This window comes from Streptomyces sp. NPDC097619 (assembly GCF_040302735.1).
Classification (GTDB): domain Bacteria; phylum Actinomycetota; class Actinomycetes; order Streptomycetales; family Streptomycetaceae; genus Streptomyces.
The window spans coordinates 17605-40729 of record NZ_JBEOSD010000065.1; the positions used below are offsets into that span (position 1 = coordinate 17605).

Genomic DNA, 23125 nt, shown 5'->3' on the forward strand with positions numbered 1-23125 from the left:
CCCCTTTCCCGCGCTCCCTGCCCCGTGCTCCACGAAGTCCTTCCGTTCGGGGTGCCGGTCGGCCCGTGCAGGGCCACCGAAGCGATCACCCCAGGGCAAATTGGCCGACTTGCGCGTGTTGTCTGGCCCAGGCGAGGCTGTGACGGGACCGGATCGTTCCCGCGCCGCACGACGGGTGCCGGCTCCGACGGTGATCGCGGGGGCGGAGTCGTGACGCCCGTCCACCCCGCGGTGGGGCGGTCCGTCCCGGTGGTCGGCGACGCCCGGTCCGTACGCGCAGTGGATCTTCTGCCGGAGGATCCGACATCAGCGAGGACACAGCGGCCTCCGCATCGCGGGCCCGGAGCGGGCCGGGGAGAGCATGGGCGGGCCGGGGCGGGCCGGGGCGGGGCCGGAGGGTCGGGTGCGTTGGCCCGAGGACGTCCGGGGGCCAGAATGGGTGATCATGAGTGATCCCACGCGCGCCGGACGGTCCGATACCCCCGCAGGCCCGGGGGGCCGGGGCCCGCGCCCGTACTCCTGGCCGGCGGGCGCCCTGCGCTCACCCGCCCGCACCGCGGAACCACTGCTCGCCCGCGCCCCCAAGGCCTGGCAGCGGCTGCTGCCCCACCTCCTCGCCGCCACCGCCGTGCTGGTGCTGCTGCCCGTCACGATCACCGTCCTGAGCCGGGACTACGGGATGTCCGGGGGCTGGGCCGGCCCCTTGGGCGTGGCCCAGACCGTGCCCTTGCTCCTGGCCACGACCAGGCCGCTGACGGCGTGGTCGCTGGTGCTCGCCGCGGACACCGCGGGGGCCCTCGTCCTCGTCCACGCCGATCACGTCGCCGGACACGGCTGGCCCTGGCCGCCCATGACGATCGTCGGCTACCTGCTCGCCCTGGTCTGTCTCGGCCTGCGCGAGTCCGCCCGGACCCTCGCCGCGGTGGCACTCGCCACCGGTGCGGTCGGGCTGCTGCTGCACGCCGTCCGCCCGGACGGCGTGAGCGACACCGCGCTGCTGCTGTTCGTGCTCGGCGGGGTGGTGCTCGGCGCGGCAGGAGCGTTCCGGGGCTACGACGACGCCCGGCGGCGCATCGCCGAGCAGGAGGACATCAGCGAGGCCGAACGGGCCCGGCGGACCCTCCTGGAGGAACGGGCGAGGATCGCCCGGGAGCTGCACGACGTGGTCGCCCACCACATGTCGGTGATCACGGTGCAGGCCGACTCGGCCCCGTACCGGCTCCCGGGCATGCCCGCGGCGGTACAGGAGGAGTTCCAGGCCATCGCGGGCTCGGCCCGCCAGTCGCTGGGCGAGATGCGCCGTCTCCTCACCGTGCTGCGCGGGGAGGACCGGGACGGGGAACTCGCCCCTCAGCCCGGCCTGGCACGCCTCCAGCAGTTGATCGAGGCCACCGTGGCCGCGGGGCAGCCCGTGGAACTCTCCCTGGCGACCGGGGCCGCCGCAGCGGTTCCGCCCGTCGTGGACCTGTCCGCCTACCGGATCGTGCAAGAGGCCCTCGCGAACGTGGTCCGGCACGCGCCCGGCGCCCCGACCCGCGTCACGGTCAGCACCGACGCGGAGGAACTCCTCGTCCTCATCGTCAACGGACCGGCCCGCGAGGCACCGGTGGCCCTGGAGCACGCGGGCACCGGGCACGGCCTCGTGGGGATGCGCGAGCGCGTACGGTTGACGGACGGAACCCTCGACATCGGGCCGCTCCCCGACGGCGGCTACCGGGTCGCCGCCAGAATGCCCCTGAACCACACTGCTGAGGAACCGAGTTGACCATCCGGGTGATCATCGTCGACGACCAGGCCATGGTACGGGCGGGATTCGCCGCACTCCTGTCGGCGCAGGCCGACATCGATGTGGTGGGCGAGGCCCCGGACGGGCGCGAGGGCGTCCGGCTGGCCCGCACCGCACACCCCGACGTGGTGCTGATGGACGTGCGCATGCCGGAAATGGACGGCCTGACGGCGACCCGCGAGATCTTCACTCCCCCGCCGGGGGTCGTGCACCGGCCGAAGGTGCTCATGCTGACCACCTTCGACATCGACGACTACGTCTACGAAGCCCTGCGCGCGGGGGCCTCCGGGTTCCTCCTCAAGGACGCCCCGCCCGCCGATCTGATCGCGGCCGTCCGTGTGGTCGCCGCGGGTGAGGCGCTCTTGGCGCCCTCGGTCACCCGCCGCCTGATCGCCGACCTCGTCCGGCAGCGCCCGGCCCCGCGCAAGGACCCCGCCCTGCGGCTCAACGGCCTCACCCCGAGGGAGACCGAGGTCTTGGAACTCATCGCCCGCGGGCTGTCCAACCAAGAGATCGCCGGACACCTGGTGCTCGCCGAACAGACGGTGAAGACGCACATCGGCCGCGTCCTCGCCAAGCTCGACCTGCGCGACCGGGCGCAAGCGGTGATCTTCGCCTACGAGACCGGGCTGGTCCGCCCGGGGGACGGCGCCTGACCCGGACGACGACGGACACCTCCCCCCCTCCGTCGTCCCCCGTCCCTTCCCCCGGGTCCGCGTCCTCCGCCACCCCCTACCCAGGTATGACATCGCGGTTGGCTCCCCGGTGTGAGGCGCCTTCGCACACCTTCTTCCTACCTTCCTCCCCGTCACGGTCCGTCAGGAGGAGAGGGGAAGGGGCATGCGCCGCTTCACGAGGATGTTCGCCACCGCCGCACTGGTGCTGGCCACGGTGGCGGGCACCGCGGGATGGGCCGCCGGCGACAGCCAGAACGCCGTCACCGGACCGCCGCCGGGAACGGCCGCCTGGCGGGCCGACACGGCCCGCGGACGCCCCCTGCCCGATCCGGTCGACAGCACGCCCGCCGAACTGGCCCGCTTCTTCGCCGCACTCGACGGCCCCACCCGGGAACGCCTGCTGCGCACCCACCCCCTCGTGGTCGGAAACCTGGACGGCATCCCCCCGCACCTGCGGTACCGGGCCAACCGGGCCGCCGTCCTCGCCACCGGGGAAGCCCGCTACGCCTCACTCGCGGCCCCCGGCCGGCGGATCCTCGCCTTCGACCCGCGGGGCCGCGGCCAGGTCGCCGAGGTCTTCGGGGATCTGGAAGGCGCCGCGCACGTGGCGGTGGTCGTACCCGGATCCGACAACGACGCGAGCCGCCACGACGCCCCCCGGACGCCCGCCACCGGCCCCGCCGGGATGGCACGTGCCCTGCGGGCGGCGGCGGGAGCCGACACCGCCGTCATCGCGTGGGTGGGCTACACCACCCCCGTGGGCGTCGGCGTCGACGCCGCCGGAGGGCGACTCGCCGAAGCCGGAGCGGTGCGACTGGCCCGGTTCACACGCGGCCTCGACGCGGCGGGCGCCCCCGACCCGGCGCTGTTCTGCCACAGCTACGGCTCCGTGGTGTGCGGACTGGCCGCCCGGCACACCGACGCCACCGACGTCGTCGCCCTCGGCTCCCCCGGCATGCGCGCCGACACCGTCGCGGACCTCGGCACCCGGGCCCGTGTCTGGGCCGGCCGGGGCCCCTCGGACTGGATCGCCGACGTCCCGCACGTCCGCTTCGCCGGACTCGGCCACGGGGCCGACCCCATCTCCGCGGACTTCGGCGCACATCCGCTCCCCACCTCCGAAGTCCGCGGCCACACCGGCTACTTCGCTCCCGGCACTCGCACTCTGGCCGCCCTCGCCCGCATCGCGAACGGAAGCACCCGATGAACCGGCGGGCGCTACGGACGAGGATCACCGAACAGGCCGCGCGGATCGACCGCCGCACCCCCGGCCACCGCGACCGCGCCCTCGACGGACTGCGCGCCCTCGCCCTGCTGGCCGTGCCCACCGGGCACTGGCTCCTCGGCGGCCTCACCCGCGACCCCTCCGGCGCCCTGCACAACGCCAGCCCCCTCACCACCTTCGGGCACCTGGCCCCGGCGAGCTGGGTCCTCCAGATGCTCGGCCTCTTCTTCCTCGTCGGTGGCTGCGCCTCGGCCCTTTCCTACCGACGGAGGGCCGGGTCCACGGCGAGCTGGCTGAAGGGACGCCTGGTGCGTCTGGGCCGCCCGGTCCTCGGGGTTACCGTCGTCTGGGCGCTGATCGCACCCCTGCTCCACGTGGCCGGCGTACCCCTGACCACGCTGCGGACGGCGGCGACCCTCGTGGTCCAACCGCTGTGGTTCGTCGGTGTGTACGCGGTGGTCACCGCCCTCACCCCGTACTGCGTGCGCGCCACCCGGAGGCTGGGCGGCTGGGCGGCGGCTCCCCTGATCTGCTGGGTCGCCCTCGTGGACCTGCTGCGGTACGGGCCGGTGGCCGGGGCCGTACCCGGCTGGCTGGCCCTCCTCAACCTCCTGCCGGGCTGGCTCTTCGGCTACCAGCTGGGCGTGTCCTGGGGCGAGGGCCGCATCGGGCGGCGCGGGGCCCGCCTGCTCCTGGTCGGGGGAACGGTGCTGTTCGTCGTGCTGCTCGCGGTCTTCCACTACCCGCCGTCCATGGTCGGGGTGCCGGGTGCGGAGCGCACGAACTCGCATCCGCCGTCGCTGCTGGTCCTGGCCCTGGCCGCCGCCCAGTCCGGAGCCGCGGTGTTGCTGCGCGACCGGCTGGCGCGTTTGCTGGACCGGCCCCTGTGGTGGGCCCCGGTGGTCCTCGTCAACCTCGGTGCCATGACGGTCCTCTGCTGGCACCAGACGGCGATGCTCGCGGCGGCCGTGCCCGGCTCGTTCGCCGGAGCGGTGCCGGGGCTGACCACCGCGCCCGACAGCCCGGGGTGGATCGTGGCGCGCGCCGCGTGGCTGCCGGTGTTCTCCGTCCTGCTGGTGGTGATCGCCCGCCACACCCGTCGGTTCGAGGCCCCGCCGCGAGCGGGCCGCCGCTTCTCGGTGGCACGGAACCTGGTGGCCGGGGTTCTCGCGGCGCTGTTCGCCTCCTTCGCCCTGGGCCTGGCCTGACCCCGCCCTGGGCCTGGCCTGACCGGCCCGACCCGCGACGCCGGCCTCGGCCTCGCTCGCCGGACCCCGCCTCGGCCCGTGACGGTCGGCTCAGGGCCGGCCTGGTGACGGGGCCGAGGTGGGGCGGGACGGCCGCAGCAGGAAGGTCAGGCCCCCGCGTGCCGTGGGGTGGCGGCCCGCCGGGGTGCGGCGTGGTGGGCGGGCGCGGTACTCCGAGCGGCCCGGAGGCGGGACAGCAGGAGGGAAGCCGTGGTGAGAAGGCCGGAGAAGACGGCCAGCAGGAGGAGGCATACCCAGGTCTGCCGGCTGCCCGGGTCGACGCGCGCGGACCAGGCCGCCGCGGCCATCCACAGCAGGACGCCTGCCATGTAGAGGGCGCGGACCCGGCGCAACTGGCGTACGGCCCGCAGGGACATCAGGTGTTCGCTCTTCGGTGCCATGTCGACCCGTGTACCCCGCGGAGCGGCATCCACCGGGCGGATTCTCCGTTCCGGTCCGGAGTTCGGGACCACCGAGGGGTCCAGGGCATCGGGTCCCCGGCGCGCCACGGAGCGTACATTCGGGAGGGGGTGCCCGCCGGAAAGCCGACGGCCGCATCGAGCCGCATCGAACCGCAGGGACCGACGCCACCGGAGGAGACCGCGATGAGCACCGAGGACGACGTCCGCCGACTCGCCACGGCCCTTCCCGAAGTGACCGAGCGCCCTTGCCACGGCACTCCGGCCTTCTACGTCGCGGGCAAGATCTTCGCCCGCCTGCCCGAGCGACCCGGCGTGCTGGTGTGCTGGCGCGAGAGCCTCGAAGACCGAGAAGCCCTCCTGGCGGCCGAGCCGGAGAAGTTCTTCACCACCGACCACTACGAGGGGCACGCCAGCGTCCTGATCCACCTCGACCGCGTGGACACCGGGCACCTGGCCGAGCTCCTGACCGAGGCATGGGACGCGCGGGCCCCCCGAAGGCTTCGAGGAACCGGCGGAATTCCCGAGCGGTGAACAGGTGACGGGCGGCAACCGGTCCTCTTGGACCCGTGACGACCTCCCCATCAACGGCTGATCCCCACGGCGTGGCGCGCGCCTTCGGGCGGCCGGGTCGTCGCACGACCGCCGAGTCGGATCATGCCGGGTGGGGCTGCTGTCGGGCGTGGTCGGGCAGCAGGCTGAGGGTGGTGTGGAGGTGGTGGGCCGCCTGTTCGGCGTCGGCCAGGTCGGCGACGGAGGGCCGGACCGTGCCGAAGGCCCGGACCGGATCCGCCGTCGCAGCTCGCCACTGCAGCACCGGCACCAGCTCGGTGCTCCCCGCGGCCAGGAGCCATGCCAGATGCCCGCGGGCACGCGCCATGGTCAGGGCGAGGACCGCCAGGGCCTCGCGCAGGCACATCAGCCGCTCGCGATCCGGCAACCCCGCCCGGTCCCGCCCGACCTGCGGCCCCATCGCGTCGGCCAGACCCGAAGCGGCCCCGCACGCCAGCCCGGCCTCCTCCTCCGTCACCGCCCACACCCCGCCGCTCACCAGTTCCTCGGCCCGTATCGAAAGGGTCCGCATCCCGGCGTACATCCCGCGGCATGCGGTGCGGCCGGCCTGCGAAGTCTCCCCTGCGGCGTGCCGGGAGCGGACCCCTGACTCGCCCTGTCCCGGTGATCGGGCGGCCCCGGGTCCGTCGGAGTGGTGCCCGACCGACCCGTGGCCGACCGACGGGCGCGGGTGGACAGGGGAATGGTGCGCGGGGATGAACCGGTTCAAGGGTGCCGTCCCGGATCGAAGAAGGGCCCTCCACTTCCGCACGAGCGGGAGGAAGCGCGCGACCCCCTCACGCTATCCCCCGAATGGGCTCCGACCCATTCCCTGAACGAGCGATGCCCGGCCCCCGCCCCGACCCCGTATCCTGTCCCGCCCAACGGGGGCCGGTGACGTCCGCAACGGGTGCGGGGCCGCCCGACCACCCGGTCGAGGGCGCCGCCAGCACCGCGGCGGCAGCCGCCTCGCCGCCGGCGCCGCCATATCGCCGCTGATCCTCGACGATGAGGAAGCCACCGCCGGTGCCCTGCGCACCACGGCCGGCCCGCCGCGTGCCGAGGGATGCGGAGACATCGCGGCGCAGTCGGCCGCGATCCGGCCAACTACCCCGCCGGAACGTTGAGGTGCTCGGGAGCGGCTGGTCTCCTGGGGGCCTCAGCCTTCCGTGGCCGCCACGGCACGGTCCGTCCTGGAGGTCCGATTGCCGTACCGACGCATACGCGCCCTCGCCCGGGGGTTGCGCCGTTCGCCCTGGCTCGTCGCCTTCGCCCTCGGTTCGCTGCTCGTCGGCGTCACCCCCTGGCTCGGTGTGGCGAGCACCGGGCCGGGCGGCAGCGGCCCGGGTCCCCGGTCGGGGGCCGACGCCTTCGGGCAGCAGACGGCGCGGCAGTCGCCGCACCACCGGGTCGCCCCTGCGAACGCGATGGAGCCGTCCGCCCCCCTCCTCGACCGGACCGGGTGGACCGCCGCGGCGAGCGACGAGGAGACCACCGGAGAGGACGGCCGCGCCGCGAACGTCCTCGACGGCAGCGCCGCCACCATCTGGCACAGCAGGTGGACGGGGACCCCGGCCCCGCTGCCGCACACCCTCACCCTCGACATGCACCGCACCGCGGCCGTCTCCGCCCTCGTGTACCGGCCCCGCACCGGCGGGGCCAACGGGCGAGTGGGCGAGTACCGCATCCACCTGAGCGCCGACGGGCAGAACTGGGGGAGCCCGGTCGCCACCGGCACCCTCGCGGACGACGCCTCCCCCAAGACCCTCGGATTCGCCCCGCAGGGCGCCCGGTTCGTCCGGCTCACCGCCGTCACCGAGGCCGGGAACCGCGGCCCGTGGACCTCCGCCGCGGAGCTCGACCTGCTCGGCGATCCCGGCACCCCCGCCGCCACCGTCGACCTGCCCCGCACCGGCTGGACCGCCACGGCGAGCGACGAGGAGACCACCGGAGAGGACGGCCGCGCCGCGAACGTCCTCGACGGTGACGCCGCCACCATCTGGCACAGCAGGTGGTCCGGCACCCCGGCCCCGCTGCCGCACACCGTCACCCTCGACATGCACCGCACCGCGGCCGTCTCCGCCCTCGTGTACCAGCCCCGCACCGGCGGGTCCAACGGGCGCGCGGGCACGTACACCGTCACCACCAGCACCGACGGCACCACCTTCGGCGCACCTGTCGCCGCGGGCACCTGGCGCGACGACGACACCGTGAAGACCGCGACGTTCACCCGTACCGTGGACGCCCGCCACGTCCGCCTGACGGTGACCAGCGAGGCCGGCGGCCGCGGACCCTGGGCCTCCGCCGCGGAGATACGCCTGAGCGGACCGGCCGCCCCGGCCGTGCACGGCTCCTGGGACCGGATCATCGGCTTCCCCCTGGTGCCCGTCGCCACCGCCGTCCTGCCGGGCGACAAGCTCCTCGCCTGGTCGGCGTACGCCGTCGACCGCTTCGGCGGCAGCAGCGGCTACACGCAGACGGCCGTCTTCGACCTCAAGACCGGCCGCGTCACCCAGCGCCGCATCGACAACACCGGCCACGACATGTTCTGCCCGGGGATAGCCATGCTCGCGGACGGCCGGGTCCTCGTCACCGGCGGCAGCAATGCCGAGAAGGCGAGCATCTACGACCCGGCCACCGACGCCTGGTCCACGACCACCCGCATGAACACCGCCCGTGGCTACCAGGCCATGACCCTGCTCTCCACCGGCGAGGCCTTCGTCCTGGGCGGTTCCTGGAGCGGGGCCGCGGGCGACAAGGGCGGCGAGGTCTGGTCCCCGGACACTCGCACGTGGCGCTCTCTCCCCGGCGTCCCCGCCGCCCCGGCCCTGACGGCCGACCCGGCCGGCGCCTACCGGGCCGACAACCACATGTGGCTGTACGGAACTTCAGGTGGCAGGGTGCTCCAGCTCGGGCCCAGCAGGCAGATGAACTGGATCACGACCACGGGCAACGGCAGCATCACCCCGGTCGGGCCCCGCGCCGACAGCCAGGACGCGATGACCGGCAACGCCGTCGCGTACGACATCGGCAAGCTGCTCACCCTCGGCGGCTCCCCCGCCTACGAGAACTCGCCCGCCACGCGGCGCGCGTACACCGTCGCCGTCGAAGGCACCGCGGTCCGGGCCGCGCGTACGGGCGACATGCGCCACCCCCGGGCCTTCGGCAACAGCGTGGTGCTGCCCGACGGGAAGGTCGCCGTCTTCGGCGGGCAGGCGTACCCCGTGCCTTTCAGCGACGCCACATCGGTGCTCACCCCCGAGCTGTGGGACCCGGCGACCGGGACCTTCACCCCGCTGGCCACCATGGCCGTACCGCGCAACTACCACAGCGTCGCGAACCTGTTGCCCGACGGGCGGGTCTTCTCCGGCGGGGGCGGCCTGTGCGGGGACTGCGCCACCAACCACGCCGACGGGGCCGTCTTCACACCGCCGTACCTGCTCGAAGCCGACGGCTCTCCCAGGCCTCGGCCCGTGATCACCGGCGGCGTACCGCCCCGCGCCGCGGCCGGCACCGCGCTGACCCTCACCACCGGGAGCCCGGTCTCCTCCTTCGTCCTGATGCGGGCCGCGGCCGCGACCCACTCCACGGACAACGACCAGCGGCGCGTGCCCCTCGTCTCGGCGCCCGCGGGCACCGGCGCGTACACGGTGTCCCTCCCGGCCGACACGGGAGTGGTCCTGCCGGGCACCTACATGCTCTTCGCCCTGGACGCCCAGGGCGTGCCGAGCATCGCCCGCTTCCTCACCGTCTCCTGACGGTACGGCGGCGACGGCTCGGACGGGGCCCGGTGAAGCCGGGCACCGCGTACCGGAGGCCGTGCAGCGCGCCCCGGGCCCGCGAGACGGGCCCGGGGCAAGGCGTGTCCCACCAAACTTCAGCCGCGGGGGCGGCCGGGACGCCCGGTCCGCATCGTGGACCTGCGCGGATCGGTGCTTCGGGGCGAACTAGTCTGCGCTCCGGGCAGGCCGGCGGCGGTCGTGCCCGGCCCGTTTCTCCAGGAGGATGCGCGTGTTCAAGGTCAACGAGTACTTCGACGGCTCGGTCGCGTCGATCGCGTTCGAGCGGGGCGGGGGCCGTCCGGCGACCGTGGGCGTCATGGCCGCGGGGGAATACGAATTCGGTACGGCCGAGCGGGAGACCATGCACGTCGTCTCGGGCGCGCTGACGGTCCGGCTGCCCGGTGCGGCCGACTGGGAGACCTTCGGCCCCGGTGCCCGCTTCCACGTTCCGGGCGACAGCAGGTTCCGGCTCAGGGTCGAGACCGACACCGCCTACCTCTGCGAGTACGGGGACTGACGGCACGGCCGCCGGCCCTCCCGGCGGCCTCGGCCACCGGGAGGGCCTCGCCTGTATCGGCCGCATCTGCATCCGGCCGCGCCCCGGGGTGCGAAGTACCCCGTGGAGAGTGCACCGGGCGTCGCTCAGGCCCTGCCGGGCGGCGTCGCACGGAAGCAGGTCGACCCGGACGGGAAGGACCGTCATGGAGACTTTCGCCGATATCTGGCCGTTTTTCGCGGTGGGGATCGCCGTGGCCGCGTTCCTGGTCCTGGCGTTCTGGGCCGGGATGCGCGTGATGGACCGCGAGGGACCGCCCCCGGCGCCGGAGGACCACCCCCGGCTGCCCGACGGCGGCCCGGTCCGCGAGGTGCGCGGGGCCCGCGCGTACGTGGACTTCCCCAAGGGGGGACTGGGTCCGCACGAAATGATGGGGTACGGGAACTTCGGGAGCCGTTCCGCGGCCGAGCCCGAGCCCGAGGGGGCCGCGGACCCCGTCCACGAGGAGCCCCGTGCGCTCCGCCCATGGCGCCGGCACCACCTGCGCACCCCCTGACCCGGTCTGATCCGCCCCTCCCCCGGGGCGCGGCGGCCCCGCGCCCCGGGGGAGGCCGTCGGCGTGCTGCCGGCAGCCTCCTCGGCATGCGCCGACACCGCGCACCATCCCCCCTTGACCCGCTCTCGACCCGCCCTTGATCCGCCCTTGACGGGGAAGTCGCTGTAACAGAAACTGTTGCGACAAGGAGGGGTGATGGCGGCAAACAGTCGGTTGACCGTCGCGGCGCACGCGCTGGCCTGGCTGGCGCTCGCGCAGCGCAGCGGCCGGGAGGTACTCACCTCCGAGCAGGTCGCCGCCAGCGTCAACACCAACGCGGTCGTGATCCGACGCAGCCTCGGCGATCTGAAACGGGCCGGCCTGGTGGAGGTCCGCCACGGCGCCGGAGCGGGCTGGAGCCTGGCCCGCGAACCCGAGGCGATCACCCTGCTCGACGTGTACGACGCCGTCGACGCGCAGCCCCCCTTCGGGATGCACCGCTCCGACCCCAATCCGCTGTGCCCGGTCGGCCGGGGCATCCGGCCCGCCCTCGGCGGGGTCTACGACCGGGTCGAGCGCGCCATGCGGCGGGAACTGGCCGGGACCTCCGTCGCCGACGTCCTGCGCGAAACACTCCTCCACTGACCACTGACCACTGACCACTGACCACCGCCCCCTGCACGACCGCGGGGCCGTCCGGCCGCGGGCGCCTCACACGGTCGGCTGTAACAGAAATCGTTCCATCAATCGAGCGGAAGGCGGGACCGGTGCGAACCCACCCGTGCCCAGTCGTCGAACTGCGGCAGTACACCCTGTATCCGGGACGGCGCGACGAGTTGATCGAGCTGTTCGAGAGGAAGTTCGTGGAGTCCCAGGAAGCCGCGGGGGCGACCCTCCTGGGACAGTTCCGCGACATGGACCACCCGGACCGGTTCGTCTGGCTGCGCGGCTTCGAGGACATGCCGCAGCGCGCCGAAGCCCTCCGACGCTTCTACGGCGGGCCGGTCTGGCACGCGCACCGCGAAGCGGCGAACGCGACCATGGCCGACTCCGACGACGTGCTCCTGCTGCGGCCGGTCTCGGCGGACAGCGGCTTCGCGCTGCCGGAGCCCGGCACCCGGCCCGCCCCCGGCGAGCCGGCGCAGCCGCCGTCCCCGCTCGTCCTGGCCACGGTCTGGTACGGCAACCGCCCCTTCGACGCGGAGTCCGCCGAGTTCTTCCGGAGCCGCGTGCGACCCGTACTGGCCGCGGCCGGTGTCGAGCCCTTGTCCTGGCTGCAGACGGAGCACGCCCCGAACACCTTCCCGCAACTGCCGGTGCGCAGCGGCGAAGAGGTCTTCGTGTGGTTCGCCCGCTTCCCCGACGCGGCCCGCGCCGACGTGCGTCTGGAGCGGCTGCGCCAGGCGACGGACTGGCGCGCGCTGCAACCGGAGCTCACACGCCGCTGGGCGGCCAGGCCCCCGCAGCGACTGCGCTTGGCCCCCACTGCCCGGTCGCTGTTGCGCTGACACCCCGCCATGCCGGGGGTGGCGCCGGTGTCGGGCATCCCCGGTTGGACTCGCCTCGGCGGTCCCGCGTAAACATGGATCATGCTCGAAGAGCCGACCGCCCCTGAATCCCCGCTGATACGAAGCCTGCGCACGGCCGTGGCCGCCGCTCCCGGGGACGTACCCCTGCGGCTTCACCTCGTGGACCTGCTGCTGTCCGCCGGCCTGTGCGACGCCGCGGTGACGGAGGCCGCGGCGGTGCTGCAGCACGCTCCGGGGGATGCACAGGCCCGGGAGTTGATGGTGCGAGCGATGGGGATGCCGGCGGGCCCGCCGCCGCGCACGGAGTCGGCTGAACCAGTCGAGCCCGCCGAGCCCGCCGAGCTCTCAGAGCCCGCGGAATCCACCGCTTCGGCAGCGTCCGCAGACGCGGGCGGCACCCCCGCGGCCGCCCCCCAAGAGCTGTCCCCCCGAGCCGGGTTCGACTGGCGGGCGGCCGAGCAGGAGGTCGACGGGATCGTCGAACCTCGCTTCGTCGAACCCCCGCAGAGCGCCTGCGGCGGCGGTGACCCCGGGGGCGCCGAGGCGTGGGAGGTGGCCGCTCCGGGCGCCTTGCGGCTCGCGGACGTCGGCGGGATGCAGGAGGTCAAGGACCGCCTCGAAGCCGCCTTCCTCGCGCCGATGCGCAACCCCGAACTGCGGAAGCTGTACGGCAAGAGCCTGCGGGGTGGGCTCCTCCTCTACGGCCCGCCCGGCTGCGGCAAGACCTTCATCGCCCGCGCCGTCGCGGGCGAACTCGGCGCGGGCTTCCTGTCCGTGTCCCTCAACGACGTCCTCGACATGTGGATCGGCACTTCCGAACGGAACATGCACGAGGTCTTCGAGACCGCCCGCCGCCGGGCGCCCTGCGTGGTCTTCCTCGACGAACTGGACGCGCTCGGCGCCAAGCGCGGCCGTACGCAGCACAGCGGTCTGCGCAACACCGTCAACCAGCTCCTCACCGAGCTCGACGGCATCGATTCCGCCGCCGACGACGGCGTGTTCGTGCTCGCCGCCACCAACGTCCCCTGGGACGTGGACATCGCGCTGCGGCGCCCCGGGCGGCTCGACCGCACCCTGCTCGTCCTGCCCCCCGACGCCGCCGCCCGCGAGGCGATCCTCCGCTACCACCTGCGCGAACGCCCCATCGAGGCGGTCGATGTGAGCCGTCTGGTCAAGGCTACGGACGGTCTCTCGGGCGCGGACCTGGCGCACGTGTGCGAGACGGCGGCCGAGAGCGCGCTGCTCGACTCGGTGCGCACCGGCCGGATCCGCATGATCGGAACGAAGGACCTGCTCGACGCGGCGAGGTCGGTGGTCCCCTCGGCAGAACCGTGGTTCGCGGCGGCGCGGAACGTGGCGATGTTCGCCAACGAGGGCGGCATGTACGACGACCTGGTGACGTACCTGAAGAAGAGGCGGAAGCTGTGACCTTGCACCCGGTGGTGGCGCGCGCCGGCGCGCTGCAGGCGGCGGAGCGGTTCGAGGAGTCCAAGGCGGTGCTGGCCCCGCACCTCGCCGAGGAGCCCGACGACGACTGGGCCTGGCAGATGATGGCCGTCGCCCACGAGCGCCTCGAAGAGTACGGACTCGCGGAGCGGGCGGCCACCGAGATGCTGCGGATCTCACCCGGGCACGTGGGCGGGCTGATCCTGCTGTCCCGGGTGCTGCTCAGCCTCGGCAGGCAGCCGGAGGCCCGAGCGGCGGCGGAGGAGGCCGTCCGCAGGGCGCCCGGCACCTGGACCGCGCACTTCGCGCTGTCCGGCGTACTCGTCGCCTACGCGACGGTCCCGCGCGCCGACCACGAGCGGGCGTACGAGGCGGCGCGCGAGGCCGTGCGCCTGGCCCCGCAGGAGCCCGACGCCCACCAGGCCCTGTGCTTCGCCGCCGTGCGCATCGAGCGCCAGGACCTCGCGAAGCAGGCCCTGGTGGAATGGCTGCGCCTCGATCCGTCCAACGAGACGGCCCGGGCCATGTACTCCGACGCGGTGGCGAGCGGCCCGGACGTCACCGCCGCCGGGGCCGCGGAAATCTACTCCGCGGCCCTGGCCGGCGCGCCGCAGTCCTCGATGCTGCACAGCGGCCTCGACCGGGCCACGTACCGGCTGCTGCGGGGGACGCGCTGGCTCGCGCTGGTCTGTCTCGCGGCCGCGGGGACGATGGTCGACCTCTTCGCCACGGCCAAGGACCCGGTCCTGCGCGAGCTGCCCGTACCGCTCGGCAATCGCCTTTGGGTCCTGGCGGTCATGGCGGCGATCTGGGGCTTCGGCGCGCTGTTGCGCTACCGCCGGATGCGCACCGGGGTGCAGCTCACCATCCGCTCGCTCCTGCGCCGCGGCCGCTGGGCCCGGATCGTGGTGGCACAGGCGGCGCTGACCCTCCTCTGCGCGCTGCTGATATCCCAGGTCCCGTGGACGGAGCGGGGCGTGCCGCAGGTCCTCTTCTTCACCGGCCTGGCCGTATCCCTCTCGACGATGGCGTACGACAGGAGGAAGAGCGGCTGACCGGGTGACCGCCCGCGCCCGCGCGGACGGGGACCGAACGCACGTGTCGACTTCGAAGCGGAGCCTTGGCCGTCGGGAGCGCTCCGGCCTCCAGCCGTTCCGCCTGACCTGCCGGGAGGTCGGCCTCTTCCAGAAGGAGCCGCTCGGCGCCGGGACATGACGGTGGGCCACCCCGCGTCGAGCGGGGTGGCCCACCGTCACATCGCCGCCGGGTCGTGCCCGGGTCGTTCGGCTACCAGCGGTACCAGCGGCCGGAGCTGTTCTTCGGTCGGGCGACGAACCCGACCAGCCACAGGATCAGGACCGCGATCGCGATCCACCAAAGGATCTTCACCGCGAAACCGGCACCGAACAGGATCAGAACGAGAAGCAGGACGAGAAGCAGGGGAACCATGATTATCAACCTCCGATACACCGGATGCCCCGCCCTTCCCCTGCCATGCACATGCCTTTACTTGTTTCTTATCCGCATCTGCGGGCATACGTGTCCACTCGAATCCGGCCTCTGGCCGGAACCAAACGCCTGCCGACCTGGCAGAAAACCGGGGCAGGCGGCGCCCGCCGAGCGCGATGCCTCGCCGGTGTTGACGAGCGGCATGCAAGTCGCGGGGAACCACGGCGTCGGTTGGGCCGGGTACCGCGACCGGGTCGCGGTGAACGGCACCACCGGGGAACTGGCGCGGTGGAAGAACTCGGGCGGCGGAATGCAGGTGAACGGCGGGTACGGGCCCGGCTGGGGTGCCTACCGCGGTCTCGCCCGGCGGGCCGGAGCCTCTGGCGCCGGACCTCCGGACGGAGGATCATCCGGTGGAGAGGGTCGCCGGGCTGCGGCGGCCCGGCCGAGGGCCCTGTACGAGCGGGCCGGGGGAGGCAACGCATGGCCGCCGCGGAACAGCTCGACTGGGCAGCCCTGTTGCGGTTCGATCAGGAGCGGGGTCTGGAAGGCCGCCGGCACGACGCGGAGGCCGCCCGCCTCAGGGGGGACCAGCGGGTCCGGGCCGTCTGCCTCCGGGAGGTCGCCCAGCTGGAGATGCTGCCCCGGCTCTGGGAGTTCGGGGTCCCGCTCACCGAGGAGGAGTACCAGGAGGCGGGGCGGGTCCGGTCGTGGATGACCCATGAGCAGGCGACGGCCCGTCACGAGGCACTGTCCCGGTACCCGTCGCCGGGCTGGAGCCCGGACCCCCACATCCGGTACTTCTGGTCCCCGGACGGCCACCTCTTGTATGTGACAACGGCCCGGGACGACGGTCGGTTCGTCGTGAACCACGGGTTCCTGACGCCCGAATGGGCCGACCGGTTGCGCCGGGAACTTCCGCGGCTGGCCGACCTGGTGACCTTGTACGAGAGGAACCAGGAGGCGGGGCGCGGGCACGAGGGAGCCCCCGCCGGCACACCCCTCGTGGGTGACGGCATGCCGGAGCCGTTGGCGCTGTGGCGGGCTCGTGTGGAGGCGACGCTGCGGCGCAGGGCCACGGAACGGACCGCCGACGCGACGGGATGAGTGGTGCCGATGGAGATGCCGCGAGGCGGTCGGTCCGGAGATCGCCGCGCTGCACGTCTCGCCCGGTGCCGGACCCTTGACGCCGGTGGGGATGGCCGCAGGTTGCGGAGGTACGGGTTCAGGCGCTCGCGTGGCGTGGAGTGACCCCGCGCGGCGGCGCGGCGGGCGGGCTGGCCCGTGGGTGCGGGTGGACCGGAGCGGGGACAGCCAAGGGGAGGTCGAGGCGAGCAGGCCCGCCCGCACCGCGCTGCCGCACTGGTCGGGAACGGAGGGCGACTACGACCGGGCCTGCGGGGTGATGGATCTCGTCGGGGTCCTCGAACTGCCCGACGGAGCCGAGGCGCTCGTCCTCGGGGACGAACCTCTCTCCACTGCCTACCTTCCCGAGCACCGAGTCCTCGTCCGCTGGCACTACGCGGAGAGCGGGGAAGGCGTCGCCGACATCATCCGGACCGGTCTTCCCAACGCCGAGTGGGAGGAAGGACCCGCACTCAGCACCGCCGGCGAGCTTGTCATGTTCGACGCCGCCTACTTCGGCACCGAGGTCGGGACGCTCACGGACAGCACCATCCTCGACCTCTCCGCCGGCCGCTACCGAGTGGACTCGGCAGACATCGAACCGAACAACCTCACGTCCTTTCGCGTTCATCGCTTCGTCGAGTTGGACTGACCAGACGTTCCCAGGACCCTGGGAAGTCACTGCCGAGCGTCAGCGGGACGGAGAGCCTTACTCCGGAGGGCCCCGCCCGCCGGGTGCCGTGGCAGGGCCGGGGCGGCGGCGGTGCCGTGGACGGGGCAGGATGCGGCTTCGGTGATCCCTCCGCAGTCCTTCGCCCGGCACGGGCAGGTCTTGGTCCCCAGGGTGAACCGGCTCGGGTCGGAGAGGGTGTTGTCGTACACGAACAGGCGGTCGCCGCCCAGGGCTCCGGCAGTGGCCGGCTCCTGGTGGACGAACAGGTCGTCGACGTTGCGGCCCGGGTCGAGCGAGCCGCGGTGAACCGTGCGGTAGTCCTTCCAGGTGCGGCCGGAGGGGACCTCCGGAGCCTGCAGCACGGTGGCCGCGGTGCCGCTGGGGATCGCGCCGCGGCCAATGCCCTCGTCGGCGCGGCCGTGCGTGACGAGATTGCCCGCGATGTCGGGGACCAGGATGTCGGAGCGGACATCGCCGGTGGTGTCACCGAAGGCGACGGCGCCGTCCTTCCACGGCACGTAGAAGGCGTACGACCGGGTCGGGGAGGAGTTGCCGGCTCCGTCGAGTACCCGTGCGTAGACGGTGTTGGTGCCCCAGTGGGTGGGCTCGACGCTGACGGAGGCCACGTCGAGCGCGCCGCCGGTGGACGCACAGGAGCGCCAGTGTGTCGGTCGCCCCTGGCGCGGGACGTGATCGTCCGAACACTTCCAGGCGCGCAGGCCCACCACCAGGAGTGATTTGGACGGGATCGGCGACCTGAGCACGTCAGTCGGCCGACGCCCGAGCGGTCGCACCGACATCAGGCGTCCGGGACCGGACCGGCCTGACGGCCACCGCGCGGCGGGACCCCGCCCAAGGGGGCAGGGGCCGCTCCCGGCGCTGGGGGGCGGGTGGTGGCCACCGGGGTCAGGTGGCGATCCGGTTGCCTTCGGTGTCGCAGGGCAGGCGGGATGCCGGCTGGTAGCGGGTGAAGTCGCGCAGGGCCTGGCGTTCGACCTCCGCGATCGCGGTGGGGGCGATGTCGATGATGCCGCCGAAGGGTCGGTCGACGTCACGGATGATCACCAGAGCGGTGGTGAGCAGGCCGGTGATCACCACCAGGGCCAGGATCTGGCCGCGGTTGTTGCGGCGGGGCACGCAGATCCCCAGTGCCGTCACCGTGACGACCAACGTGGCCAGCAGGAACCAGAAGATCGTGCCCGGAATGCTGGACGTCGCCTGGGTCAGGCGTTCCTCGCGCTCGTCGGAACGCTTGTTGTCGGCCGCGACGAGCATCCCGAAGACGGGTTGCCCGGCCACGTCCTTGAAGGACGTGCGGACGTCGGTCGACCACACGCTGGGAGCGGGGGACTTGTCGCCGTCGGCCATCGCCGGCCACTCCTGGACCCGCACGGCGCGGGCGTAGCAGACGGCGTCGGCTTGGACGCGGGCGCGCTCGTCGGCCGGTGCGTACTCGGCGGTCTCCACGAGCTGGTCCAGGGCGCGGGCCTCACCCCGTGAGGCGACCTCGGCCTTGCCGTAGGAGCCGTTGGCGGTGACGAGTACGAAGGAGAGCAGCAGCACGGTCATCGTCAGGAGCGGGCCGACGAGGTCCTTGACCGCCATCCCTTCCTCGTCCTCGACGTCCAGCAGGCGGGGGCGCAACCAGCGGTTCGCCGCGAGACCGGCGAGCAGCGCGACGACGGCGACAATGATCACGAGAGCCAACGGGAAGCCACCTCCGGCAGAGCCTGGTTCCCCGAACCACCGGTCGGGGCGGCCCGATCCTCCCGGTCCGGAGACCGGGCACGGAAGAACGGAAACGATTGCCCACCTCCCCACGGGGGACACGCCCTCGGCCAGGCGGACCACGCCGCCGACATCTCGGCGTGCTCCCAAGGGCAGACCCGGTGGTCCGGCGTTGGTGAGGCGACGGGCTCGGGTCGGCGCAGGTTCGTGGCGCTCGAAGCGGCCGTGGGCTGTGCGAGGCGACTGCGGTCGGCGGGCCCTCGGTGCACCGGCCCGCACGAATCACCGGAGGCTGTTCCGTGCGGCGGTCCCGTTGGACGATCATGGGTGCGTGACGGGGGCGGGGGCGGGGGCGGGAAAGTGGAGCTGATCGGACAGGGGCGGGAGGCGGAGGTCTTCGCCTTGGACGGGAGCCGAGTGCTGCGGCGCTTCCGGGAGGGTCGGGGACCCGCCGGGCAGGAAGCGCGGTTGCTGCGCCGGCTGGACGAGCAGGGATACCCGGTGCCGAAGGTGTACGCGGCGGAGGGATCGGACCTGGTCCTGGAGCGCTTGCACGGACCGACCATGGCTCAGGCCCTGCGCGCACGGCCGTGGCGTGCGCTGGCCTACGGAACGATGCTGGGGCGGCTGCACCGACACCTGCACACCCTCCCCGCCCCGGACTGGCTCCCCCGGCTCCCCGACGGCGGCGACGACCCGCGCGTCCTGCACCTCGACCTCCACCCGGAGAACGTGATCCTCACCGAGCACGGCCCCCGCGTCATCGACTGGACCACCTGCCGCACCGGTCGGCCCGAGACCGACGTCGCCAGGACCCAGGTCATCCTCCGCAGCCTCGTACTGCGCTCCCACGAACGGCTCTTGATGGCCGCCTTCCTCCGGTCCTTGACCCGCAGCTGCGGGGTCGGCTGGCGCACCGACCTGCCCGCGGCAATCCGACGTCGGCTGGCCGACCCCCATCTGCTCGAAACCGAGAGGGACTTGCTCGACGGCCTCCGGCGGCGCCACTCAGGTCGATGTCGCTCAGGAGCCCGGCACCGTCTCAGGCCCGGGCTCGGGTCCGCAGGATCCGCGAGAGCGCCTTCGACCGGTGGCCCGCCGCGACCCGTGGGCCTACTCGCCGACGGTCAGCAGGATGCGCACCGCGTCGGGCAGAGCGCGCGGATCCGGCGCCGTACCGGTCAACGGCATCAGATGACCGAGCGGACACCACCGGCCGGACTCCTGATGATCGACCTCCCAGTCCCTGTCCGCCTGGCCGGCCACGGAACTCGTCGCGTACAGCGGCTCCCGGCAGGAACGGCAATGGAAGAACGAACGATCGTGCACACACACTCCCTTTGAAGGACACGGCACCCGCGCACCGATCGACCGGACGCCACCCGAGACCAACGGGATCCGGTCCCAAATGAAACGATTCATCACCGTACACGTCACGCATGCGTACCGCGGGGTCTGCCGCCGAGCCCCGCCGCGGCAAGCCCTGGAAACCACCCCGGACGCTCGTACAACCTTCCGGCGCCTCGCGTGTCTCACACCGTGAGGCGCACGGGGCGCCTGTTGTTCTCGGAAGGAACCCCTGTGTCTCTGGCACGTCCGACGCGGCGGCGGCTCGCCGGTCTCGTCACCACCGTCCTGGCCGTCACGCTCGGGGCGACGCCCCTGACGTCCCCCGCGCACGCCGAGCCCGCCGCTGCGGCTCCTTCCGGGACCACCGCGGGAAGTGGCGGAACGGCCCTCGCGACCGCCGCCCCCATCCCGTACCCCAAGAAGAGCACGCTCGCCGGGGTCGGGCTGAACGGCTTCCTGACCACCTCCGCCTCCCGCATCTCGGCCTTCCGTGACTTCGCGGGCGGCGTCGGACAGGGGTACGACGGCACGGTGTACCTGCGGTCGACCCCGACCGCCGACTACCTCGTCCACAAGGGCACGTACACGATCACGCAGCGGAACCTGAAGAAGAACGGCGTCTTCCAGGTCGCCGTCGGCTCCCTGCCCGGCGACGCGCGATGGGCGGGCGCCGCGGGTGACGCCCTCTTCACGACCCTCACCACCGAGGCCGGCACGGTACTCCGCAAGCACGTGGACGGAGCCGCCGTAGTGCCCGTCACGGGTCTGCCCACCGACGCCGGCGCCGTCACCGTCACCCCCGCCACGACCGCCCACGCCCTCGTCTCCTTCACCCAGTCGTCGGTGAGCCGTTGGGGCCTGCTCGACCTGGCCGCCGGCACCTTCAGCCCCGGCACCGGGGCCCTTCCGCACGCGGTCTCCGAGACCCGCACCGCCTGGTCCGACGCGACGCCCACAAGTCGGGCCCCCCGGGTCTTCGTCGCCGACCGTGCCACCGGCACCGTGCACGAGGCCCCGGTACCCACCACTCCCGCCTCCGGCCTCCTCCAGGTCGGCCTGGTCGGCGACTGGGTCGTGTACGGGCAGAAGGGCGCCATGAGCCTCGCCTACGCCGGCCCCCACCACGCGATCACCGCCCACAACGTGGTCACCGGTGCCACGGTGAAGATCCTCGACCACGCCTACGAACTCGTCTCGACCCCCGACGGCGGCCTCTACGCGCGCGGGGGCCTCCTCGGCAGCGGCGAGGGCCTGTACCGGCTCACGGCCACGGGCGACACCCTGGGCGCGACACTCGTCGCGGCGACCGGCGAACCCACCGAGGTCACCCTCACGTCCACCCGCGTGCCCCCGGCGGAGCTGGACCTCGACCGCACCACCGGATTCACCTTCACCTGGACGCCGTCCCGCGCGCTGAACGACCCGCGGCTCGTCCTCCGCCACGTGCGCACCGGCAGGACCGAGACCTTGACCGCCCCGGTCGGAAGCGGCGACCCGATGTTCAGCTGGGAGGACGTCGACCGGCACGAGGCCGTCCCCAACGGCGAATACACCTGGGAGCTGACCGCCCCACCGGCCAACGGCATCGGCCCCACCGCCACCGCCCGCGGCACCTTCAAGGTCGTCCGCACGACGCAGCCGCACGACTTCACCGACAACGGCAGCCCCGACCTGCTCACCCGCGACTCCGCGGGCCGGCTGTGGCGCACCGACCTCTTCTACCGTCCCGTCGACCCGGGCCGCGGCATCGACGAAGTCGGACCGCAGGCGCTCATCGGCGCCGGCTGGGGCGTCTACGACCGCGTCGAGGCGGCCGGCCACCTCGGCGGCACCCCCGTCGGCGACCTCCTCGCCCGCGACAAGTCCGGAGTCCTCTGGCTGTACGAGGGCAAGGGCACCGGTGCCTTCGGGACCCGAGTGCGGATCGGCGGCGGCTGGCAGGTCTACGACCGGATCACCTCGGGCAGTGACCTGACCGGCGACGGCCGCGCGGACGCCCTCGCCGTCGACAAGTCCGGCGTGCTGTGGCTCTACACCGGCACCGGCACCACCACGAAGCCGTTCCTGCCCCGCAAGAAGATCGGCACGAGCTGGGGCATCTACAACGACATCACGGCGGTCGGGAACATCGCGGGCGCCGCCGCGGGCGACCTGGTGGCCCGCGACAAGGACGGCGTCCTCTGGCTCTACCTGGGCAAGGGCGACGGCACCTTCGCCGCTCGCACGAAGGTCGGCGGCGGTTGGAACGCTTTCCGCCCCCTGATCGCCGCCGGCGACGTGGACGGCGACGGCCGTCCCGACCTCATCGCCCCCGGCAAGTCCGCCCGGTCGACCAAGCTCTACAAGAGCACCGGCAACGCGAAGGCCCCCTTCGCCCCGGCGGAGTCGGCCCTCCTGCCCCTGTCGGACCACACCCCCACCGACCTCCTCCGCTGACACACCGAGGTCCATCGGAGGGGGAGGCGGGCCCGCCTCCCCCTCCGACCGACGCCACGAACACCCCCTTGACTCCCCCTCTCGATCACAGGTCTTGGGGGTGGCCGCCCGGAGGAGCGCGGGCCCGGTGACACCCGCCCGGAGCCTGACGTTCTGGTCGCGGGCGAGTTCGCGCCTACCACTGGTCACATGAACGACTTCGACACAGATACCCCGGAGACCGTGGGGTGGGAGCTCATCGGTTGGGACGGCGACGAGGACGCCGCTCATGTCACCGGCCTCACCCGCGCGGAGACCTGAGGATCAGGGACCTGTTCCCCGACCGGGACGACGAATTCCTTGACACCGCGGCATACGAGGTACCACCCGCGCTGTACTCCGCCATGCGCAGCGCCATCCCGCACCTGGAGTTCCGTGCGGGGCTGGAATACCAAGTCGGCGGATTCAGCCTGTCCAGCTGAACTCCGGAAACGAGCCACGGAGCGCAACGACGAGGGTGTCCACGGCCTCACAGCGCGGCCATGCCGCCGCCGAGCGTGCCGATGGTGCGGCGGTGCGGACCGCGGAGGAGCGGTGGGGCCCCGCGCCGGGGGGGGGGCCGGGGCCGGGCTGCCCCCGGCCCCCAACTACCCCCCCGTGGGGGGTGGGGACCCCCCGCGGTGGTGGGAGG

At 73.4% G+C, this 23125-nt stretch carries 21 protein-coding genes and 1 pseudogene; 16 read left to right on the forward strand and 6 right to left on the reverse strand.

What is annotated here, in order from left to right; genetic code table 11:
• The first annotated feature begins 445 nt into the window (after window positions 1–445).
• The 4 genes from ABTZ17_RS19170 to ABTZ17_RS19185 all read left to right on the forward strand — a co-directional run bounded on the left by ABTZ17_RS19170 (window position 446) and on the right by ABTZ17_RS19185 (window position 4896).
• Window positions 446–1765, forward strand: a complete 1320-nt coding sequence (locus ABTZ17_RS19170) for a sensor histidine kinase (RefSeq protein WP_352196833.1) — start codon at window positions 446–448, stop codon at window positions 1763–1765.
• On the forward strand, window positions 1762–2442 hold the full coding sequence (locus ABTZ17_RS19175; protein WP_352196834.1) for a response regulator: 681 nt from the start codon (window positions 1762–1764) through the stop codon (window positions 2440–2442). The genes ABTZ17_RS19170 and ABTZ17_RS19175 overlap by 4 nt, the downstream gene beginning before the upstream one ends.
• Before the next feature lie 184 nt (window positions 2443–2626).
• A complete protein-coding gene (locus ABTZ17_RS19180) occupies window positions 2627–3670 on the forward strand; it encodes an alpha/beta hydrolase (protein WP_352196835.1) in 1044 nt (347 codons plus the stop codon).
• A complete protein-coding gene (locus tag ABTZ17_RS19185) occupies window positions 3667–4896 on the forward strand; it encodes an acyltransferase family protein (protein WP_352196836.1) in 1230 nt (409 codons plus the stop codon). The genes ABTZ17_RS19180 and ABTZ17_RS19185 overlap by 4 nt, the downstream gene beginning before the upstream one ends.
• A gap of 146 nt (window positions 4897–5042) precedes the next feature.
• Here ABTZ17_RS19185 and ABTZ17_RS19190 read toward each other — a convergent pair whose 3' ends face one another.
• Complete coding sequence (locus ABTZ17_RS19190; protein WP_352196837.1) at window positions 5043–5336, reverse strand: hypothetical protein; 294 nt, start codon at window positions 5334–5336, stop codon at window positions 5043–5045.
• Window positions 5337–5540: 204 nt separating this feature from the next.
• Here ABTZ17_RS19190 and ABTZ17_RS19195 point away from each other — a divergent pair, with 204 nt between their 5' ends.
• The gene (locus ABTZ17_RS19195) at window positions 5541–5888 is read left to right on the forward strand and encodes an MmcQ/YjbR family DNA-binding protein (protein WP_352196838.1); all 348 of its coding nucleotides are present in this window, start codon (window positions 5541–5543) and stop codon (window positions 5886–5888) included.
• 121 nt (window positions 5889–6009) lie between these two features.
• Here the strand turns inward: ABTZ17_RS19195 and ABTZ17_RS19200 are convergent, their stop codons facing one another.
• Window positions 6010–6438, reverse strand: coding sequence for a hypothetical protein (locus ABTZ17_RS19200; protein ID WP_352196839.1), 429 nt, complete (start codon window positions 6436–6438; stop codon window positions 6010–6012).
• 673 nt (window positions 6439–7111) lie between these two features.
• Between ABTZ17_RS19200 and ABTZ17_RS19205 the strand changes: the two genes are divergently transcribed.
• The 7 genes from ABTZ17_RS19205 (at window position 7112) to ABTZ17_RS19235 (ending at window position 14749) form a co-directional block, all read left to right on the forward strand.
• The gene (locus ABTZ17_RS19205) at window positions 7112–9664 is read left to right on the forward strand and encodes a galactose oxidase family protein (protein ID WP_352196840.1); all 2553 of its coding nucleotides are present in this window, start codon (window positions 7112–7114) and stop codon (window positions 9662–9664) included.
• A 253-nt stretch (window positions 9665–9917) separates the two neighbouring features.
• Window positions 9918–10205 (forward strand): pyrimidine/purine nucleoside phosphorylase, encoded by a 288-nt coding sequence (gene ppnP, locus ABTZ17_RS19210; protein ID WP_352196841.1) that lies wholly within the window; start codon window positions 9918–9920, stop codon window positions 10203–10205.
• A gap of 184 nt (window positions 10206–10389) precedes the next feature.
• Window positions 10390–10740: a DUF6479 family protein gene (locus ABTZ17_RS19215; RefSeq protein WP_352196842.1), complete on the forward strand. Its 351-nt coding sequence runs from the start codon at window positions 10390–10392 to the stop codon at window positions 10738–10740.
• A 195-nt stretch (window positions 10741–10935) separates the two neighbouring features.
• The gene (locus tag ABTZ17_RS19220; RefSeq protein ID WP_352196843.1) at window positions 10936–11364 is read left to right on the forward strand and encodes an Rrf2 family transcriptional regulator; all 429 of its coding nucleotides are present in this window, start codon (window positions 10936–10938) and stop codon (window positions 11362–11364) included.
• A 122-nt stretch (window positions 11365–11486) separates the two neighbouring features.
• Entirely contained in the window at window positions 11487–12227 is a 741-nt protein-coding gene (locus tag ABTZ17_RS19225; protein ID WP_352196844.1) for an NIPSNAP family protein, read from the forward strand.
• Window positions 12228–12308: 81 nt separating this feature from the next.
• Window positions 12309–13676 (forward strand): ATP-binding protein, encoded by a 1368-nt coding sequence (locus ABTZ17_RS19230; protein WP_352196845.1) that lies wholly within the window; start codon window positions 12309–12311, stop codon window positions 13674–13676.
• Window positions 13673–14749: a tetratricopeptide repeat protein gene (locus ABTZ17_RS19235; protein WP_352196846.1), complete on the forward strand. Its 1077-nt coding sequence runs from the start codon at window positions 13673–13675 to the stop codon at window positions 14747–14749. Before ABTZ17_RS19230 ends, ABTZ17_RS19235 begins: the two co-directional genes overlap by 4 nt.
• A 232-nt stretch (window positions 14750–14981) precedes the next feature.
• Here the strand turns inward: ABTZ17_RS19235 and ABTZ17_RS19240 are convergent, their stop codons facing one another.
• Window positions 14982–15143 (reverse strand): hydrophobic protein, encoded by a 162-nt coding sequence (locus tag ABTZ17_RS19240; protein WP_352196847.1) that lies wholly within the window; start codon window positions 15141–15143, stop codon window positions 14982–14984.
• Between the two features lie 483 nt (window positions 15144–15626).
• On the opposite strand from ABTZ17_RS19240, the gene ABTZ17_RS19245 reads away from it, so the two are divergent.
• Both ABTZ17_RS19245 and ABTZ17_RS19250 read left to right on the forward strand, forming a co-directional pair.
• Window positions 15627–16250 carry a hypothetical protein gene (locus ABTZ17_RS19245; RefSeq protein WP_352196848.1) on the forward strand — a complete coding sequence of 208 codons (624 nt, stop codon included), beginning with the start codon at window positions 15627–15629 and terminating at the stop codon, window positions 16248–16250.
• Between the two features lie 187 nt (window positions 16251–16437).
• On the forward strand, window positions 16438–16920 hold the full coding sequence (locus tag ABTZ17_RS19250) for an Imm21 family immunity protein (RefSeq protein WP_352196849.1): 483 nt from the start codon (window positions 16438–16440) through the stop codon (window positions 16918–16920).
• 26 nt (window positions 16921–16946) lie between these two features.
• Here the strand turns inward: ABTZ17_RS19250 and ABTZ17_RS19255 are convergent, their stop codons facing one another.
• Complete coding sequence (locus ABTZ17_RS19255) at window positions 16947–17567, reverse strand: hypothetical protein (protein ID WP_352196850.1); 621 nt, start codon at window positions 17565–17567, stop codon at window positions 16947–16949.
• Window positions 17568–17847: 280 nt separating this feature from the next.
• Entirely contained in the window at window positions 17848–18639 is a 792-nt protein-coding gene (locus tag ABTZ17_RS19260) for a bestrophin-like domain (protein ID WP_352196851.1), read from the reverse strand.
• A gap of 390 nt (window positions 18640–19029) precedes the next feature.
• Here ABTZ17_RS19260 and ABTZ17_RS19265 point away from each other — a divergent pair.
• Window positions 19030–19476: pseudogene (locus ABTZ17_RS19265) on the forward strand (phosphotransferase); the annotation flags it as partial.
• A gap of 306 nt (window positions 19477–19782) precedes the next feature.
• On the opposite strand, the gene ABTZ17_RS19270 reads toward ABTZ17_RS19265, so the two are convergent.
• On the reverse strand, window positions 19783–19998 hold the full coding sequence (locus ABTZ17_RS19270; protein ID WP_352196853.1) for a hypothetical protein: 216 nt from the start codon (window positions 19996–19998) through the stop codon (window positions 19783–19785).
• A gap of 252 nt (window positions 19999–20250) precedes the next feature.
• Between ABTZ17_RS19270 and ABTZ17_RS19275 the strand changes: the two genes are divergently transcribed.
• Window positions 20251–22455: an FG-GAP-like repeat-containing protein gene (locus ABTZ17_RS19275; protein ID WP_352196852.1), complete on the forward strand. Its 2205-nt coding sequence runs from the start codon at window positions 20251–20253 to the stop codon at window positions 22453–22455.
• Window positions 22456–23125: the final 670 nt, after the last annotated feature.

What these genes read in the sequence shown, in the direction of transcription:
- ABTZ17_RS19215 (WP_352196842.1), top strand. Translation starts at nt 10,390, where the DNA reads ATGGAGACTTTCGCCGATATCTGGCCGTTTTTCGCGGTGGGGATCGCC.
- ABTZ17_RS19195 (WP_352196838.1), top strand. Translation starts at nt 5,541, where the DNA reads ATGAGCACCGAGGACGACGTCCGCCGACTCGCCACGGCCCTTCCCGAA.
- ABTZ17_RS19185 (WP_352196836.1), top strand. Translation starts at nt 3,667, where the DNA reads ATGAACCGGCGGGCGCTACGGACGAGGATCACCGAACAGGCCGCGCGG.
- ABTZ17_RS19245 (WP_352196848.1), top strand. Translation starts at nt 15,627, where the DNA reads ATGGCCGCCGCGGAACAGCTCGACTGGGCAGCCCTGTTGCGGTTCGAT.
- ABTZ17_RS19200 (WP_352196839.1), bottom strand. Translation starts at nt 6,438, where the DNA reads ATGCGGACCCTTTCGATACGGGCCGAGGAACTGGTGAGCGGCGGGGTG.
- ABTZ17_RS19230 (WP_352196845.1), top strand. Translation starts at nt 12,309, where the DNA reads ATGCTCGAAGAGCCGACCGCCCCTGAATCCCCGCTGATACGAAGCCTG.
- ABTZ17_RS19180 (WP_352196835.1), top strand. Translation starts at nt 2,627, where the DNA reads ATGCGCCGCTTCACGAGGATGTTCGCCACCGCCGCACTGGTGCTGGCC.
- ABTZ17_RS19170 (WP_352196833.1), top strand. Translation starts at nt 446, where the DNA reads ATGAGTGATCCCACGCGCGCCGGACGGTCCGATACCCCCGCAGGCCCG.
- ABTZ17_RS19220 (WP_352196843.1), top strand. Translation starts at nt 10,936, where the DNA reads ATGGCGGCAAACAGTCGGTTGACCGTCGCGGCGCACGCGCTGGCCTGG.
- ABTZ17_RS19190 (WP_352196837.1), bottom strand. Translation starts at nt 5,336, where the DNA reads ATGGCACCGAAGAGCGAACACCTGATGTCCCTGCGGGCCGTACGCCAG.
- ABTZ17_RS19240 (WP_352196847.1), bottom strand. Translation starts at nt 15,143, where the DNA reads ATGGTTCCCCTGCTTCTCGTCCTGCTTCTCGTTCTGATCCTGTTCGGT.